The following is a 15,102-nucleotide window of genomic DNA, read 5'->3' as shown; positions in this document are numbered from 1 at the left end:
TTTGGCTATTTTTACTTAACCCTAAATAAAAAGCCATTTATGAAGCTAGGTATTGTCTCTATTATTACAGTTGCATCTCTTTTTTTCTGTAAAGCTCAGATTCAAAGTCAAGAAGTTCTTAAAAAGGAAACAGTAAAAAACGATATTACGGATGAACAATTAATGGATAAAGTTCAGAAAGATGCTCTAAGGTATTTCTGGGAGTATGCAGAACCGAATTCTATGTTGGGAAGGGAGCGTTATCACGAAGACGACATCTATCCGGATCATGATAAACATGTAGTAACTACAGGTGGATCAGGATTTGGGCTGGCCACAATTTTAGTCGGAGTGGAAAGAGGCTTTGTCCCAAGAAAAGAAGCGGTGAAAAGACTTTCCCATATGATGGACTTCCTTGCTAAGGCGGATCGTTTTAAAGGAGCATGGTCACACTGGATCAATGGAGAAACAGGAAAAACGGTTCCTTTTGGTAAAAAAGATAACGGTGGAGATTTGGTTGAAACTGCATTTTTAACATCAGGAATATTAATGGTCCGTGAATATTTTAAAAATGGAAATGCAGAGGAAAAAGCGTTGGCTAAAAAATGTGATGAATTGTGGAAAGGTATTCAGTGGAACTGGTATACAAAAGGGGGTAAAAAGGTGCTGTATTGGCACTGGTCACCCGAGTACCAGTGGGAAATGAATTTTCCGTTGGAGGGATATAACGAATGCATGATTACCTACATTTTGGCGGCTTCATCTCCAACCTATTCCATTGATGCTGAAACGTATTATAAAGGGTGGACGAGAAACGGAACTTTTCTTTCAGATAAAACAAAATATGGGCTTCCGATGTATGTGAAGCATAATTATGCTGAAGAATATGGAGGCCCCCTTTTCTGGGCACATTATTCCTATATCGGTTTAGATCCGACCGGATTGTCTGATAAGTTGATTAAAAATTATTTTGATCTCAATAAAAATCAGGTTTTGATCGATTACCAATATTGCGTAGAAAATCCAAAACAATGGAAGGGGTATGGGCCAAACTATTGGGGACTTACTGCAAGCTATTCCAGAAATGAAGATGGAACCACAGGATACAACGCCCATTTTCCTCAAAATGATCATGGTGTTATTTCTCCAACAGCTGCCTTAAGTAGTTTTCCTTATTCACCAAAAGAATCCATGAATTTTTTGAAATTTATTTATATTCAAAAACCTGAATTTGTTGGTTCTGCGGGGCCTTATGATGCGACATCGATCAATTATAACAATTGGTTTACACCAAGATATCTGGCGATAGATCAGGGAACCATTGCTCCCATGATAGAAAATTACAGAACAGGATTTTTATGGAAATTATTTATGAATGCCCCTGAAATTCAACAAGGGCTTAAGAAATTAAGCTTTCAGTCAACAAAATATGGAATTAAGTAATTTAATTTTATAAACCCAATCACCAATAGAAACAAGCTTTAGCCAAATCTAAATAACAATATGAAATTAAAACTAAGACATGCGCTCCTCTTGCTTCCTCTTCTTGCATTACAACTGAATGCGCAGGAGATCAAAGCTGAACTGAACAAAGAAATCAAGAGGGCGGAAAAAGTATCTTATATTCTGGATTATCCACAAAAAGTAAAAGGGAATGTTCCTTTAATTGTATTTCTGCATGGATCAGGAGAAAGAGGAACGGATCTGGAACTGGTAAAAGTCCACAGTCCTTTTACTTATAAAAATCTGATCAAGGAACCTGTAGCAATTTTAGCACCTCAGTGTCCTGCGGACAGTTGGTGGGATACAGTGACCATTTATAATCTGATCAAAGAGATTCAGAAAAAATATAAAATTGATGCCTCAAGAATTTACCTGACAGGCCTTTCACTGGGAGGATGGGGTACTTTAAAGCTGGCTATGGAACATCCTGAAATGTTTGCAGCTGTAGTTCCTGTCTGTGCACCTACGGATCAGATAATGACGGCAAATATCAACCGGTATAAAGATCTGAATATGAAAATTTTTCATGGAGGAATGGACGATATTGTCTTACCTGAAAATGCATTTAAATTCTACCAGAAGCTCCATCCGGTAAATCCTGGTGCAGAACTCATTATATTCCCTAATGATAATCATAATTCCTGGGATTCTGCGTATTCAGATCCCAAACTCTACGAATGGATGTTGTCTAAGAAAAAGGGAGATAAATAATCCTATTAGGAAAAATAAAGTACAAGCCTTGGTTAAGTGAAACGCCTTTGCGTCTTAAAAATATAAAGTTTGTCAAAAATTGCGCCTTTGCGTTTAATTAAAATAGAACAAAAAGTAAGAACTATAATGTAAGAAGATAAATTTATGAAATCTAAGATTCAAGAATACTATTAAAAAATGAAGATAAAATGAGTAAAAAGTTAATTTTAATAGCCGCTTTAGCGCTTTCGGAGGTGTTTTCGGCTCAGGAAATGGTTGTGAAACCTGTTCAATCCTACCAGACAGCTCAATATCAAGCGAAGAAAAAGGCCTTTGTAGATCAGCTTTTGTCAAAAATGACTTTAGATGAAAAAATAGGACAGCTTAACTTACCAAGTTCAGGGGACTTTACAACCGGGTTAGCTCAAAGCTCTGATATAGGTAAAAAAGTAGAACAAGGTCTGGTCGGCGGATTATTCAATATAAAAGGAGCTGATAAAATTAAAGCAGTTCAAAAAGTTGCCGTAGAAAAAAGTCGTTTGAAAATTCCATTGATCTTTGGAATGGATGTTATCCATGGTTATGAGACCACTTTTCCTATTCCTTTAGGTTTAGCTGCTTCCTGGGATATGAATCTTATTCAGCAGTCTGCAAAGGTTGCAGCGAGAGAAGCATCTTCTGATGGGATCAACTGGACATTCTCTCCGATGGTGGATATTTCTCGCGAACCGAGATGGGGAAGAGTTTCTGAAGGTTCTGGTGAAGATCCCTATTTAGGAAGTGAAATTGCCAAAAATATGGTCTATGGCTATCAGGGGAAAGATTTGGCAAACGGAACAAACATTCTGGCATGTGTAAAACACTTCGCATTGTATGGAGCTGGTGAAGCGGGAAGGGATTACAATACAGTTGATATGAGCCATATAAGAATGTTCAATGAATATTTTCCACCCTATAAAGCTGCTGTAGATGCAGGAGTTGCCTCGGTAATGGCTTCGTTTAATGAGGTGGATGGTGTTCCTGCAACAGGAAACAGATGGCTGCAGACAGAGGTTCTGAGAAACAAATGGAATTTCAAAGGTTTTGTAGTTACCGATTATACCGGAATCAATGAAATGGTGGACCATGGGATGGGAGATCTCCAGCAGGTTTCTGCTCTGGCTTTGAAAGCTGGGGTAGACATGGATATGGTAGGGGAAGGCTTTTTAACAACCCTCAAGAAATCTTTATCTGAAGGGAAAGTTACCCAGGCAGAAATTGATATAGCTGCTAAAAGAATTCTTGAAGCTAAATATGATTTAGGGTTATTCGATAATCCATATAAACATGGGGATGCAAAATTAGCTGCAAAAGAAGTATATAATCTTGAAAATCGTACGATTGCCAGAAATGTTGCCGCTCAGTCGATGGTATTGATGAAAAATGATAATCAGGTTTTACCTTTGAAAAAATCCGGAACGGTAGCGGTAATCGGACCACTGGTTAATAATTCACTGAATATGGCCGGAACATGGAGTGTGGCTGCCAAGCATGCAACTGCTGTTAACCTAATGCAGGGGCTTCAGGATAATCTTGGAAAAGAGGTGAAGTTTATTTCTGCTAAAGGAGCAAACATAGATTACAGCGAAAAATTAGAAAATATCTATGCAGCTCATGGAAAGAAGACGGATAGAGATACCCGTTCAAAAGAAGCTCTGTTGAAAGAAGCTGTGGATGTTGCGAATAAAGCAGATGTAATTATTCTGGCTATTGGAGAATCTGCGGAAATGAGTGGCGAATCTTCCTCCAGAACAGAAATCACGATTCCTCAGTCTCAGGTTGATCTCTTAAATGAATTGAAGAAAACAGGAAAACCAATTGCGATGGTTCTTTTCACAGGCCGTCCTTTGGCATTAACGAATGTAAAAGATACTCCTGATGCTATTCTGAATGTATGGTTCTCGGGTTCTGAAGCTGGAAATGCGATTTCAGATGTTTTATTTGGAAAAGTAAACCCTTCCGGGAAATTACCAATGACTTTCCCAAGAAGTCTGGGGCAGGTTCCAATTTACTATAATGCTAAAAACACAGGACGTCCGTTAGACCAGAAATTGGTTGATAAATGTGAATACCAACGTTTCCGTTCCAATTATATGGATGAGTGTAACACCCCGCTTTATCCATTCGGTTATGGATTGAGCTATACAAAATTCAATTATTCTGATCTTAGTGTGTCTAATTCCAATCCAAAAGGGAATCAGACAATTCAGGCTTCAGTTACTGTTACAAATTCAGGAAATTATGATGGGGCAGAAGTAGTACAGTTATACATCAGAGATATGGTCGGAAGCATTACCAGACCTGTAAAAGAACTAAAAGGATTCCAAAAAGTTTTCCTGAAAAAAGGCGAGTCTAAGAAAGTTACTTTCGATATTACACCGGAAAATCTTAAATTCTATAATGGAGATTTAAAATTTGATTGGGAACCGGGAGAATTTGACATCATGATCGGAACCAATTCCGAGGATGTGAAACATTCAAAAATCAATTGGACAAAATAAAATAGATAAGCCACTCATTTTGAGTGGCTTTTTTTGTAACTTAGGATTAAATTAACTAATACCTATTTTTTGGCATACTTTTTACCAAAGTGAAAACATTAATAATTTAAATATGAAAAAAACAATTTTATTGAGCGCGATGTTCCTAGGTTCTTTAGCTTTTGCACAAAAACAAGCCCCTGTAGTAGGAGGCGACAGAGATGTCCACGGTTGTAAAGGCTCTGCAGGCTATACTTATTCACAAATCAAAAATGACTGTGTAAGGGTTTTCGAACAGAAAATCAAGTTAAAAGAAGTAGGTTCAGATAAAAGTTATACTACAATGACGGCTGTTATTTTTAGTAAGGACATGAAAAGAGCTGAAATTTTCATTCCAGATGGAAATGCAAAAAGTATTATCCTGGCAAGAGAAGGAAAAAGCAAAGTCTGGAAAAGCGGAAGCTACATTAAAGAAAGTTATGTTTTGGTACCTTACAAAAAAACAGGTTACCAGATTAAAAAAGATGACGTAGTCATTTATCAATAGATGAAAAAGGCCATTCGAAAGAGTGGCTTTTTTATGAACAATAATTCGCTATTTTTTGGAGCTATTTCCCGCTTCCATTCATACTCCTCGCTCCAAAGCAATCCCAATTCCAGCTGCGGGGTAACCATTTCTATCGGGGCTAAACATAGGCCTGTAAAGCAATATAAGGTCTCAAAATTAACTCATGGATATGAAACCACCTGCTCTCCAACCCATTGGTTTTAATCAAAATTTAAAACCAACCTAACAATTTTTATCTCTCACCGAAAATCCGTATTTTTGTGCATCTAAAAAGTAATAAGAAAGAATGAATTCCTACAAAAATCCATTGGAAGAGCGCTACTCCAGCGAAGAGATGTTATTTAATTTCTCACATAATAATAAATTCCGTACTTGGAGACAGCTTTGGATCGCTCTTGCTGAAATCGAAAAAGACCTTGGACTTGAAATTTCTGACGAGCAAATTGCAGAGTTGAAAGCTCATGCTGAAAATATCGATTTTGATAAAGCAGCAGAATATGAGAAAAAATTCCGTCATGATGTAATGGCTCACGTTCATACCTATGGAGACGTAGCACCTTCAGCAAAAGGAATTATACATTTGGGAGCTACTTCAGCTTTTGTAGGGGATAATACAGACTTAATTCAAATCCGTGACGGGCTTTTGATCTTAAAGAAAAAGCTTGTTAACGTAATGAAGAATCTTGCAGATTTTTCTATTCAATATAAAGACCTTCCTACTTTAGGATTTACTCACTTCCAACCAGCTCAGTTAACGACTGTTGGAAAAAGAGCAACACTTTGGTTACAAAGTTTGGTTCTTGATATCGAAGAACTTGATTTCTTCTTAGAAACATTACGTTTCAGAGGGGTAAAAGGAACTACTGGAACTGCTGCCAGCTTCTTAGAGCTTTTCAATGGTGATTATTCTAAAGTAAAACACTTAGATAAAGAACTTTCAAAAAGATTTGGTTTCGAAAAAGTTTTTGGGGTTTCAGGACAAACGTATGACAGAAAAATTGATGCTAAAGTAGTTGCTTTACTAGGAAACATAGCTCAGTCTGCACATAAATTTACAAACGATTTACGTCTTCTTCAAAATCTTAAAGAAATTGAAGAACCATTCGAGAAAAACCAGATCGGTTCATCCGCAATGGCTTACAAACGTAACCCGATGAGAAGTGAAAGAATTGGAGCTTTAGCTAAATACGTAATGTCTTTAACGACAAGTTCTGCAATGGTAGCTTCTACACAATGGTTTGAAAGAACATTAGATGATTCTGCTAACAAAAGATTAACGATTCCTCAGGCTTTCTTAGCTGTGGATGCAATCCTATTGATCTGGAATAACATCATGAACGGAATCGTGGTATATCCAAACAGAATCAACAAGCATATCGAAGAAGAGCTACCTTTCATGGCAACTGAATATATCATCATGGAAGAAGTAAAAGCAGGGGGAGACCGTCAGGAAATTCACGAAGTGATCAGAGTTCACTCAATGGAAGCTTCCAAAAAGGTGAAAGAAGAAGGAAAAGAAAATGATCTGATTGAAAGAATCTTGAATGATGATTCTTTAAAACTGGATAAATCAAAATTAAAAGAAGTTTTAGATCCTAAAAATTTCATTGGCTTTGCACCAATTCAGACGGAGGAATTCATTAAAAATGAAGTTCAGCCGATTCTCGATCAAAACAAAGACCTGATAGGACTGGAAGCTGATCTTAAAGTATAACATCATATGCAGTCTTTTCGGCTGCATATTTTATTTCATCTGAAGAATGAGTAAAATATCATTTTTACTTTTATGGATACCTTTCATTTCCTTTTCACAAGGGAAAGATGTTTTAATGTATTTTAAATCAAAAGATTCTTTAGTTGGAGTAAAAGACCAAAATGGAAAAGTGATTATTCCTGCGCAATTCAGGGTATATTCTGTTCTGGAAGATGGTGAAACGGTAAAAGGTGAAACGATCGAATTTGATGGTTTTAAGAAAGATGAGGTCAAAGAAAAAAACGCCTGGGGATATGTCTATGATAAAAAAGGGAACTTCTTATACAGGCCTTTTCTTTATGATAATGGAGCTGATTATTTCTCAGAAGGGGTAAGAAGATTTGTCAAAAATGGGAAGGTTGGTTTTGCAGATAGAAATGGAAAGACCATCATTGAAGCAAAGCACGATTTTGTTTCTCCTTTTAATTATGGCTATGCAGCATTTTGTGACGGTTGTGACTGGGAGAAGACACAGGATGAACACAAAGCAATTGTTGGAGGAACCTGGGGCGTGATGAACTTTAAAGGAGAAATTACTCAGCCTGTTTCAATACCAGAAAACGCGGTAGAAGTTAGCGGGAAATTTTATCCGAATCCATTCAAATACAATGAAAAAGAGAAGAGTATTCTTCAATTTTTTGAAAAACAAAATAAGAAGCTTTCGGAAATTTATTATGTGAATTGGTATAATAAATTATCAGGAGATGAAAAAAAACTATTTTTTGAAATCGTTGAAAGGCCCAAAGAGAATTTTCCTTTTTATCAGGTCTATACGTACGATTATAGAAAGATAGATGGAGGATTATCATTTGATTTCAAATTTTTAGTCTCAGAAGATGGTAAAAAAGTATTTGCACAGGACTATGATGTGGACAAACTTCCATTTGACCAGTGGCTGAAGAAAGAGATCAAAGAAGCAGAAGCATACCAGAAGGAGCACCCGGATAATCCGAATAAATTAAGTAAATAAGTCTAATAATATTTAATATCTGACATCTAATGTCTAATAACAAAAGAATTTTCGTAGAAAAAAGAGGTATTTTCGATGTAGAAAGTCCAAAAATTTTTGATGAAGTAAAAGCGGTAGTTCCGTCAGTCAAAAATGTAAAAGTATACAATGTATACGATATCTTTAATTTGAATGATGGTGAATTGGAGAAGGTGGTGAACAGCACTTTCGTAGACCCTGTTACTGATATTTTACATACAGAAAACCCTGCAGAAACCATCCATTTTGCGATGGAGTTTTTACCTGGGCAATTTGATCAGCGTGCTGATTCTGCACAACAGTGTATTGCTTTACTGACTGAAAATGAAAAATCTAAAGTAAGAAGTGGAAAACTGATCGAATTTGAAGGCGTTTCAGAAGCTGATCTTGTGAAAATAAAAGATCTTTTGATCAATAAAGTAGAATCTCAGCTAAAGGATTTGTCAGTTCTAGATATTCCAGCAGATGAAGTACCAGCAAAAGTTTTGATCCACGAAAATTTCATCAATTTCAATGATGCTGAGTTGGAGAATTTTTACAACCAGCATGGATTTGCATTAGGATTAGATGACTTAAAATTTATTCAGGAATATTTTAAAACTGAACAAAGAAATCCAACGGAAACTGAACTTAAAGTTTTAGATACCTATTGGAGTGACCACTGCCGTCACACGACTTTTGAAACGCAATTGTCAGATATTCAGTTTGAAGGAGACTTTAAACAGACATTGGAGACAATTTTCAACGACTATATTGAAAAAAGAAAATTCTTGGGCCGCGAATTGAAACCTATTTCTTTAATGGATTTAGCGACAGTTTGTGGAAGATACTTCCACAAGACCGGGAATCTGGATAATCTTGTGGTTTCTGATGAGATCAATGCATGTACCATTCAGATCGAAGCAGAATATGATGGTAAAAAAGAACCATGGTATTTGTTATTCAAGAATGAAACCCATAATCACCCTACAGAAATCGAACCTTTTGGTGGGGCTTCAACCTGTTTAGGAGGAGCAATCAGAGATCCATTGTCTGGAAGATCTTTCGTTTTTCAGGCGATGAGATTAACGGGTGCTGCAGATGTATTAGAGTCTGTTGACAAAACTTTACCAGGTAAATTGCCTCAGAAAACGATTACTAAACAGGCTGCCAATGGATATTCTTCTTATGGTAACCAGATCGGTCTGGCAACAACAATGGTTTCTGAAATCTATGATGAAGGCTATAAAGCTAAAAGAATGGAAGTTGGTTTCGTTACCGGAGCTGTTCCTATTGATTGGGTAAGACGTGAAAAGCCTGCAAATGGTGATTCTATCATCATTTTAGGTGGTGCGACAGGTCGCGATGGAGTAGGTGGAGCAAGTGGAAGTTCAAAAGAACAGGACGAAACTTCTATCCACACGATGAGTTCTGAAGTTCAGAAAGGAAATGCAGTTGAAGAACGTAAAATTCAGAGATTGTTCAGAAAACCGGAAGTAACAAAATTGGTTAAAAAATCCAATGACTTTGGTGCGGGAGGTGTTTCTGTAGCAATCGGAGAAATTGCAGACTCTTTGGAAGTGAATTTAGATGTATTACCATTAAAATACGAAGGACTTAACGGAACTGAACTTGCTATTTCTGAATCTCAGGAAAGAATGGCGGTTGTTGTTGATCCGAAAGATAAAGAACAGTTCATCAAGTATTGTGAGGCTGAGAATATTGTTGCGGTAGAAGTAGCAAAAGTAACAGATTCAGGAAGAATGCAAATGTTCTGGAAAGGAGATAAGATCGTTGATCTTTCAAGAGCATTTTTAGATACCAACGGATGTGCAAAAAGCCAGGAGGTAAAAATTACTCATCTTGAAAAAGTAAAACTTGATCAAAAAACTTTCTCACAAGAAGAATTCTTAAAGATCTTAGCAGATAAAAATGTAGCTTCTCAAAAAGGATTGTTAGAAATGTTTGATTCTTCAATTGGGGCAACAACAGTTGCAATGCCGGTTGGAGGTAAATATCAGCAGACACTGATGGAAGGAAGTGCTCAGACACTGCCTATCTTAGGAGCTAAGAACATAGAAACAGTTTCTTTGGCAAGTTGGGGCTTTGATGCCGAAATTTCCAAACAGAACTCATTGCTTGGAGCATCTTATGCTGTAGTAGAAAGTGTTGCAAAGATCGTAGCCATGGGTGGCGATTATAAAAATATAAGACTAAGTTTCCAGGAGTATTTTGAGAAATTAGGACAGAACCCTGAAAAATGGGGAAAACCATTAGCTTCTCTTTTAGGAGCTTATGACGCTCAGATCAATCTGGGTCTGGCTGCAATCGGAGGTAAAGACTCGATGAGTGGAACGTATCAGGATCTGAATGTTCCGCCAACATTGATCTCCTTTGCTTGTGCTGACGGACAAAAGAAGAATGTTATCTCTCCTGAATTAAAAACGGTTGGAAATAAACTGTATTTCTACAATCATATTGCTCAGGAAAATGGTCTTCCAGATTATACCAGTTTAAAGGCTGTTTACGATTTCATTTTTGAAAATATTAAAGCTGGAAAAATTGTTTCGGTTAAAACAGTAAAAGATGGAGGAGTAGCAGTAGCCCTGGCAAAAATGAGTTTTGGAAACAGACTTGGAGCTGAAATCAATGTTGATGAAAATACCTTATTAGCTAAAAATATTGGTAGTCTGATCATTGAGACGAAAGAAGAGTTAGGTTCAGCATTCCTTCAGTTGATTGGAGAAGTGAAAGATTCCGGTATTTTGAAAATAAACAATCTGGAATCCCGTATCTCGGATCTCGAATCTGCTTATACAAAAACTTTCGAAAAACTTTTCCCAACAGTTGAGAAGGAAAAAATTACAGTTGAATTAGATGAGAAACTGAATTCAACAACACCTAGAAATATTATCATTAAAAAACATGGAATTGCTCAGCCAAGAGTTTTTGCTCCTTTGTTCCCTGGAACGAATTGTGAGTATGAAACATTAAATGCATTCCAGAAAGAAGGAGCTCTGGTAAACAGTTTACCGTTGAAAAATATCAACCACCAATTGCTTGATGAAAGTATTGATGCTTGGGTAGAAGAAATAAAACAGTCTCAGATTTTAGCTTTCTCTGGAGGATTCTCAGCAGGAGATGAGCCGGACGGATCAGCTAAATTTATAGTGAACGTCTTGAAGAATGAAAAAATGAAAAAGGCGGTTCACGATCTTTTAGACAGAGACGGAATGATCATTGGAATCTGTAACGGTTTCCAGGCATTGGTGAAATCAGGATTATTACCTTACGGACAAATTAAAGACCTTGATGAAAATGCTCCAACGCTTGCTCACAATGCAATCAGAAGACATATTTCTCAAATGGTTACTGTAAAGGTAGTGAATGACGAAAGTCCATGGTTGAAAGGAATGAAAGACCAGACATTTACCATTCCGATTTCTCATGGTGAAGGTCGCTTTATGGCTTCTGAAGCTGAAATTCAAAAGTTGTATGAAAATGGCCAGATCGCTACCCAGTATATTGACTTTGATGGAAATATTGCGCATGGAATGCCATTCAATCCTAATAACTCATTATTCGGAATTGAAGGAATTACCAGTCCATGTGGTAAGATTTTTGGTAGAATGGGACACCCGGAACGGTTTGCTGAAGGTCTCATGAAAAATATTCCAACAGCGAATTATCACAACATCTTTAAAAATGGAGTTGAGTACTTCAAATAAAAATAACAAGAAAATGATCGTCATTAATGGCGGTCATTTTTCTAATCTGGCAGGGTTCTATGAAGAGGTTTCCGGCGTTTTAATGAAAGATGTAGACTGGAAAGTGGGAACACTGGATGGTTTTGATGATATTCTTTACGGAGGGTTCGGAGTTTTCGAAAACAATGAAGAAATTGAAATAATCTGGAAGGACGCTAAAAAGTCAGAAGATGAGTTGGGACTTGAAGCAACGCGTGAGTTTTATGAAAGAAAGATCAAACAGGGAAGGCCTTTTAATACAGAACTGATTCAGGAAAAATTAGATGCCCTAATTTCAGGAGAAGGACAGACCTTATTTGATATTCTGATTGAAATCATTGAATCACATGAAAAAATCAAATTGACGTTAGACTGAAAATTTAGTAAATAAGGTTCAAGCTATATTAGACTCTTTCAAGGGTAAAATAAATTGTAAAAATGAAAAGAATGATATATGCACTGTTCTTTGGGGACAGTATCACTTATGGCGAATATGACGGAGTATTTGGAGGCTGGGTAGATATTTTGAAAAGATATGCATTACAAAAATTCCATGAAGGAAGTAACGAAGTTATTGTTTACAATTTAGGAATTGGCGGAGAAACAACTGAAGGTCTTGTAAAAAGGATATCTCATGAATTGGATGCGCGATATTCAGCTGAAGGAAATGTTGTCTTTTTAGCATATGGAGCAAATGATCTGGCTATAAAAGAGGGATCCCAAATGGTGAGCTCTGAACAGTTTAAAGTACATATTCAAACCGCAATCAATTCTGCGAAACAATATACCGACGATATTTATCTCGTAAGTATCTTACCATTTTCTAAAAATGTAGATGGAATTGAAGTCGCTTCCGGAAAGTTAAGGACCAATGATGAAGTTTTAGTATATAATAAAATTCTTCAGGACATTGCCCTTGAAAATTCATGTGCTTATATCGATTTTTATGCTGCATTCTTGATGGATAAAGAAATTTTACTCTCTCAGGATGGAGTGCATCCCAATGAAAAAGGCTATGGAACAATGGCGGAAATTGCAATACCAATTATCGAAAAATATTTATAATGCCCTATTTATTTTCATACGGAACCTTACAGAATGAACAGGTTCAAACAGAAACATTTGGAAGAGTATTGAACGGTGAAAAAGATATTCTTATGGGATGTAAACTCAAAATGCTTGAGATCACTGATCCTGAAGTGCTGAGAAAAAGTAATCAGAAGTATCATCCGATTTTGGAGTTTTCAGGAATGATTGAAGACGAAGTGGAGGGAATGCTTTTTGAAGTTACTGATGGTGAAATCCTTCAGGCTGATGAATATGAAGTAGATGATTATAAGAGGATTGAAACCACTTTTAGATCAGGTAAAAAGGGATTTATTTATGTTGTGAAATAATTTGTAATAAAAACGGTCTGTGTATGTATCTATTAAAATGGTAGAGATTCCAGGCTTCACTTCGTTTCGCTCTGAATGACACAATAAAGCTTTTTTACTATAGACATAGGGCTAATTAATGAAAACCGGAAAAATATGCTCAATCTGCATAATCTGCGGGAGTGCTTATTAGGAATGCAATTTAAATGAAAATATATTTCCAGTACACCAAAATTCCAACAATCACCGAAACAATCGCCATAAGAATTACTGCACCCGCAGAAACATCCTTAATAAATCCAATTCTCCTGTCAAATTCCGGTTGAATGATATCACATATCCGTTCAATGGCTGTATTGAGAATTTCAGTACTTAGAACACCGAAAGAGACGATAAGAATCAGGGCTGCATCCAGCTTTGACAGCTGTAAATAAAAGACGAGAAACAGATTGATCAACAGAGCCAGACATTCAATCTGAAAATTTCTTTCGCTTTTTACCATTAAAAAAACACCTCGAAAAGCATTCAGGAAACTTCTATGGATAGGTGGTTTACGCATGATCAAAAAGATTATGTACAAATATAATTAATTGCTTAAAGAAAATGCCTATCTTTAATCCTTTATGATGTTTTTATAATCATGAAAAAGTGTACCGGAAGTAGCTATAAAAATCTTTTACTCGTTGTTAATAACTCTCAGAATTATATTTTTTAATCTATTTTCTATTTATTATATTTGTAAAAATTTATTTTTAAATCTATGAAATTTATTATTTCAAGTGGTGAACTGCAGAAGGCTTTGCAAACTGTAAGTGGCGTAATATCAAGCTCTCAATCGAGACCGATTTTAGAAAACTATCTTATCGAACTAAACGAAACTCAAGTTACCATTACGGCATCCGATGGCGAAACAACGCTTGTTACTTCTTTGGAAGTGAAGTCTGATGACTCGGGTAAATTTGCTGTTCCTGCTAAAATTTTTCAAGATTTTATCAAAACTTATGGTGAACAACCGCTTACGTTATCTGTAAAGGATAACGCAGAAGGAACAGGGAGCCAGCTGGAGATTTTAGATGAAAAGGATAATTTCGCGGTAGCGTTGGATAATGCAGATGATTATCCGGAATTACCTGAATTTGATGCTTCTCAAAGTGTAACAATGTCTGCAGGAGTTCTTTCTGAGGCACTTACCAATACGCTTTTTGCAACAAGTAATGATTCTTTACGTCCGGTAATGACAGGAGTTCTTTTCCAGTTTGGAGAGAATGAAACGAATTTTGTTTCTACAGATTCTCACAGATTGGTTGTTTATAAAAGAATGGATCTGATGAATGCCGAACCGATGGAATTCATCATGCCTAAAAAACCTTTGAATATTTTCAAAAATATTTTAGCAAGTTCTAATGAAGATGTGACGATTGATTTCAACGAGAACATGGCTAAATTTACTTTTGGTAAACATATCTGGATCTGTAGACTGATCGATGGGAAATATCCTAACTATACAGCGGTAATTCCAAAAGAAAACCCGAATGTATTAACGATCAACAGAAATCTTTTATTAGGAGCGATTAAAAGAGCATCAATCATGTCTAATAAATCAACCAATCAGGTTCGATTTAAATTGTCTGCAAACATTCTTCACCTTCATGCAGAAGATACAGAATATGCAAACAAAGCAGATATGCAGATTCCTTGTGATTATAACGGCGAAGATATCAACATTGGATTTAGCTCTAAGTTCTTAACTGAAATGTTAACGATCCTTGGTTCTGACGATATCACAATGAAAATGTCTCAACCCAACAGACCGGGAATTATTGAACCTCTTGACGGTCTTGAAGAAAACGAAAATATCTTAATGTTATCAATGCCTGTAATTGGATTATAAGATTAAGTTACATGAATAACAGAGGTTTTGAATTTTCAAGACCTCTTTTTTTTGTTTTTAAGGTCAGTTGAGAAGTTAAAAATTTCGTTATTTCTTAAAAAAACACGACC

Annotated in this window: 12 protein-coding genes; 11 read left to right on the top strand and 1 reads right to left on the bottom strand. The window is 36.3% G+C overall.

Annotation, left to right across the window (positions count from 1 at the left end):
• Positions 1–39 precede the first annotated feature (39 nt).
• The 10 genes from CEY12_RS06935 (at position 40) to CEY12_RS06890 (ending at position 13,122) form a co-directional block, all read left to right on the top strand.
• Positions 40–1,422: a glucoamylase family protein gene (locus CEY12_RS06935; RefSeq protein WP_089027000.1), complete on the top strand. Its 1,383-nt coding sequence runs from the start codon at positions 40–42 to the stop codon at positions 1,420–1,422.
• 60 nt (positions 1,423–1,482) lie between these two features.
• Positions 1,483–2,193 carry a prolyl oligopeptidase family serine peptidase gene (locus CEY12_RS06930; RefSeq protein ID WP_089026999.1) on the top strand — a complete coding sequence of 237 codons (711 nt, stop codon included), beginning with the start codon at positions 1,483–1,485 and terminating at the stop codon, positions 2,191–2,193.
• A 188-nt stretch (positions 2,194–2,381) separates the two neighbouring features.
• The gene (bglX, locus tag CEY12_RS06925) at positions 2,382–4,712 is read left to right on the top strand and encodes a beta-glucosidase BglX (protein WP_089026998.1); all 2,331 of its coding nucleotides are present in this window, start codon (positions 2,382–2,384) and stop codon (positions 4,710–4,712) included.
• A 112-nt stretch (positions 4,713–4,824) separates the two neighbouring features.
• A complete protein-coding gene (locus tag CEY12_RS06920) occupies positions 4,825–5,238 on the top strand; it encodes a hypothetical protein (protein WP_089026997.1) in 414 nt (137 codons plus the stop codon).
• A 307-nt stretch (positions 5,239–5,545) separates the two neighbouring features.
• Complete coding sequence (purB, locus tag CEY12_RS06915; RefSeq protein ID WP_089026996.1) at positions 5,546–6,973, top strand: adenylosuccinate lyase; 1,428 nt, start codon at positions 5,546–5,548, stop codon at positions 6,971–6,973.
• A gap of 46 nt (positions 6,974–7,019) precedes the next feature.
• Entirely contained in the window at positions 7,020–7,982 is a 963-nt protein-coding gene (locus CEY12_RS06910; protein WP_089026995.1) for a WG repeat-containing protein, read from the top strand.
• A 29-nt stretch (positions 7,983–8,011) separates the two neighbouring features.
• Positions 8,012–11,707, top strand: a complete 3,696-nt coding sequence (locus tag CEY12_RS06905; protein WP_089026994.1) for a phosphoribosylformylglycinamidine synthase — start codon at positions 8,012–8,014, stop codon at positions 11,705–11,707.
• A complete protein-coding gene (locus CEY12_RS06900; protein WP_089026993.1) occupies positions 11,685–12,101 on the top strand; it encodes a ribonuclease inhibitor in 417 nt (138 codons plus the stop codon). Before CEY12_RS06905 ends, CEY12_RS06900 begins: the two co-directional genes overlap by 23 nt.
• Positions 12,102–12,163: 62 nt before the next feature.
• Positions 12,164–12,790: an SGNH/GDSL hydrolase family protein gene (locus CEY12_RS06895; protein ID WP_089026992.1), complete on the top strand. Its 627-nt coding sequence runs from the start codon at positions 12,164–12,166 to the stop codon at positions 12,788–12,790.
• Complete coding sequence (locus CEY12_RS06890) at positions 12,790–13,122, top strand: gamma-glutamylcyclotransferase family protein (protein ID WP_089026991.1); 333 nt, start codon at positions 12,790–12,792, stop codon at positions 13,120–13,122. The genes CEY12_RS06895 and CEY12_RS06890 overlap by 1 nt, the downstream gene beginning before the upstream one ends.
• A gap of 181 nt (positions 13,123–13,303) precedes the next feature.
• Here the strand turns inward: CEY12_RS06890 and CEY12_RS06885 are convergent, their stop codons facing one another.
• Positions 13,304–13,660, bottom strand: coding sequence for a diacylglycerol kinase family protein (locus CEY12_RS06885; protein WP_089026990.1), 357 nt, complete (start codon positions 13,658–13,660; stop codon positions 13,304–13,306).
• Positions 13,661–13,861: 201 nt separating this feature from the next.
• On the opposite strand from CEY12_RS06885, the gene dnaN reads away from it, so the two are divergent.
• Positions 13,862–14,992, top strand: a complete 1,131-nt coding sequence (dnaN, locus tag CEY12_RS06880) for a DNA polymerase III subunit beta (RefSeq protein ID WP_089026989.1) — start codon at positions 13,862–13,864, stop codon at positions 14,990–14,992.
• Positions 14,993–15,102 lie beyond the last annotated feature (110 nt).

Source organism: Chryseobacterium sp. T16E-39, from assembly GCF_002216065.1.
GTDB lineage: Bacteria > Bacteroidota > Bacteroidia > Flavobacteriales > Weeksellaceae > Chryseobacterium.
The sequence above is the reverse complement of the archived record's forward strand: the minus strand, read 5'-3'. Positions and strand labels throughout refer to the sequence as shown.

Excerpts from the sequence above, each read along its gene's own strand:
- CEY12_RS06935 (WP_089027000.1), top strand. The coding sequence starts at position 40 with ATGAAGCTAGGTATTGTCTCTATTATTACAGTTGCATCTCTTTTTTTC.
- CEY12_RS06930 (WP_089026999.1), top strand. The coding sequence starts at position 1,483 with ATGAAATTAAAACTAAGACATGCGCTCCTCTTGCTTCCTCTTCTTGCA.
- bglX (WP_089026998.1), top strand. The coding sequence starts at position 2,382 with ATGAGTAAAAAGTTAATTTTAATAGCCGCTTTAGCGCTTTCGGAGGTG.
- CEY12_RS06920 (WP_089026997.1), top strand. The coding sequence starts at position 4,825 with ATGAAAAAAACAATTTTATTGAGCGCGATGTTCCTAGGTTCTTTAGCT.
- purB (WP_089026996.1), top strand. The coding sequence starts at position 5,546 with ATGAATTCCTACAAAAATCCATTGGAAGAGCGCTACTCCAGCGAAGAG.
- CEY12_RS06910 (WP_089026995.1), top strand. The coding sequence starts at position 7,020 with ATGAGTAAAATATCATTTTTACTTTTATGGATACCTTTCATTTCCTTT.
- CEY12_RS06905 (WP_089026994.1), top strand. The coding sequence starts at position 8,012 with ATGTCTAATAACAAAAGAATTTTCGTAGAAAAAAGAGGTATTTTCGAT.
- CEY12_RS06900 (WP_089026993.1), top strand. The coding sequence starts at position 11,685 with ATGGAGTTGAGTACTTCAAATAAAAATAACAAGAAAATGATCGTCATT.
- CEY12_RS06895 (WP_089026992.1), top strand. The coding sequence starts at position 12,164 with ATGAAAAGAATGATATATGCACTGTTCTTTGGGGACAGTATCACTTAT.
- CEY12_RS06890 (WP_089026991.1), top strand. The coding sequence starts at position 12,790 with ATGCCCTATTTATTTTCATACGGAACCTTACAGAATGAACAGGTTCAA.
- CEY12_RS06885 (WP_089026990.1), bottom strand. The coding sequence starts at position 13,660 with ATGCGTAAACCACCTATCCATAGAAGTTTCCTGAATGCTTTTCGAGGT.
- dnaN (WP_089026989.1), top strand. The coding sequence starts at position 13,862 with ATGAAATTTATTATTTCAAGTGGTGAACTGCAGAAGGCTTTGCAAACT.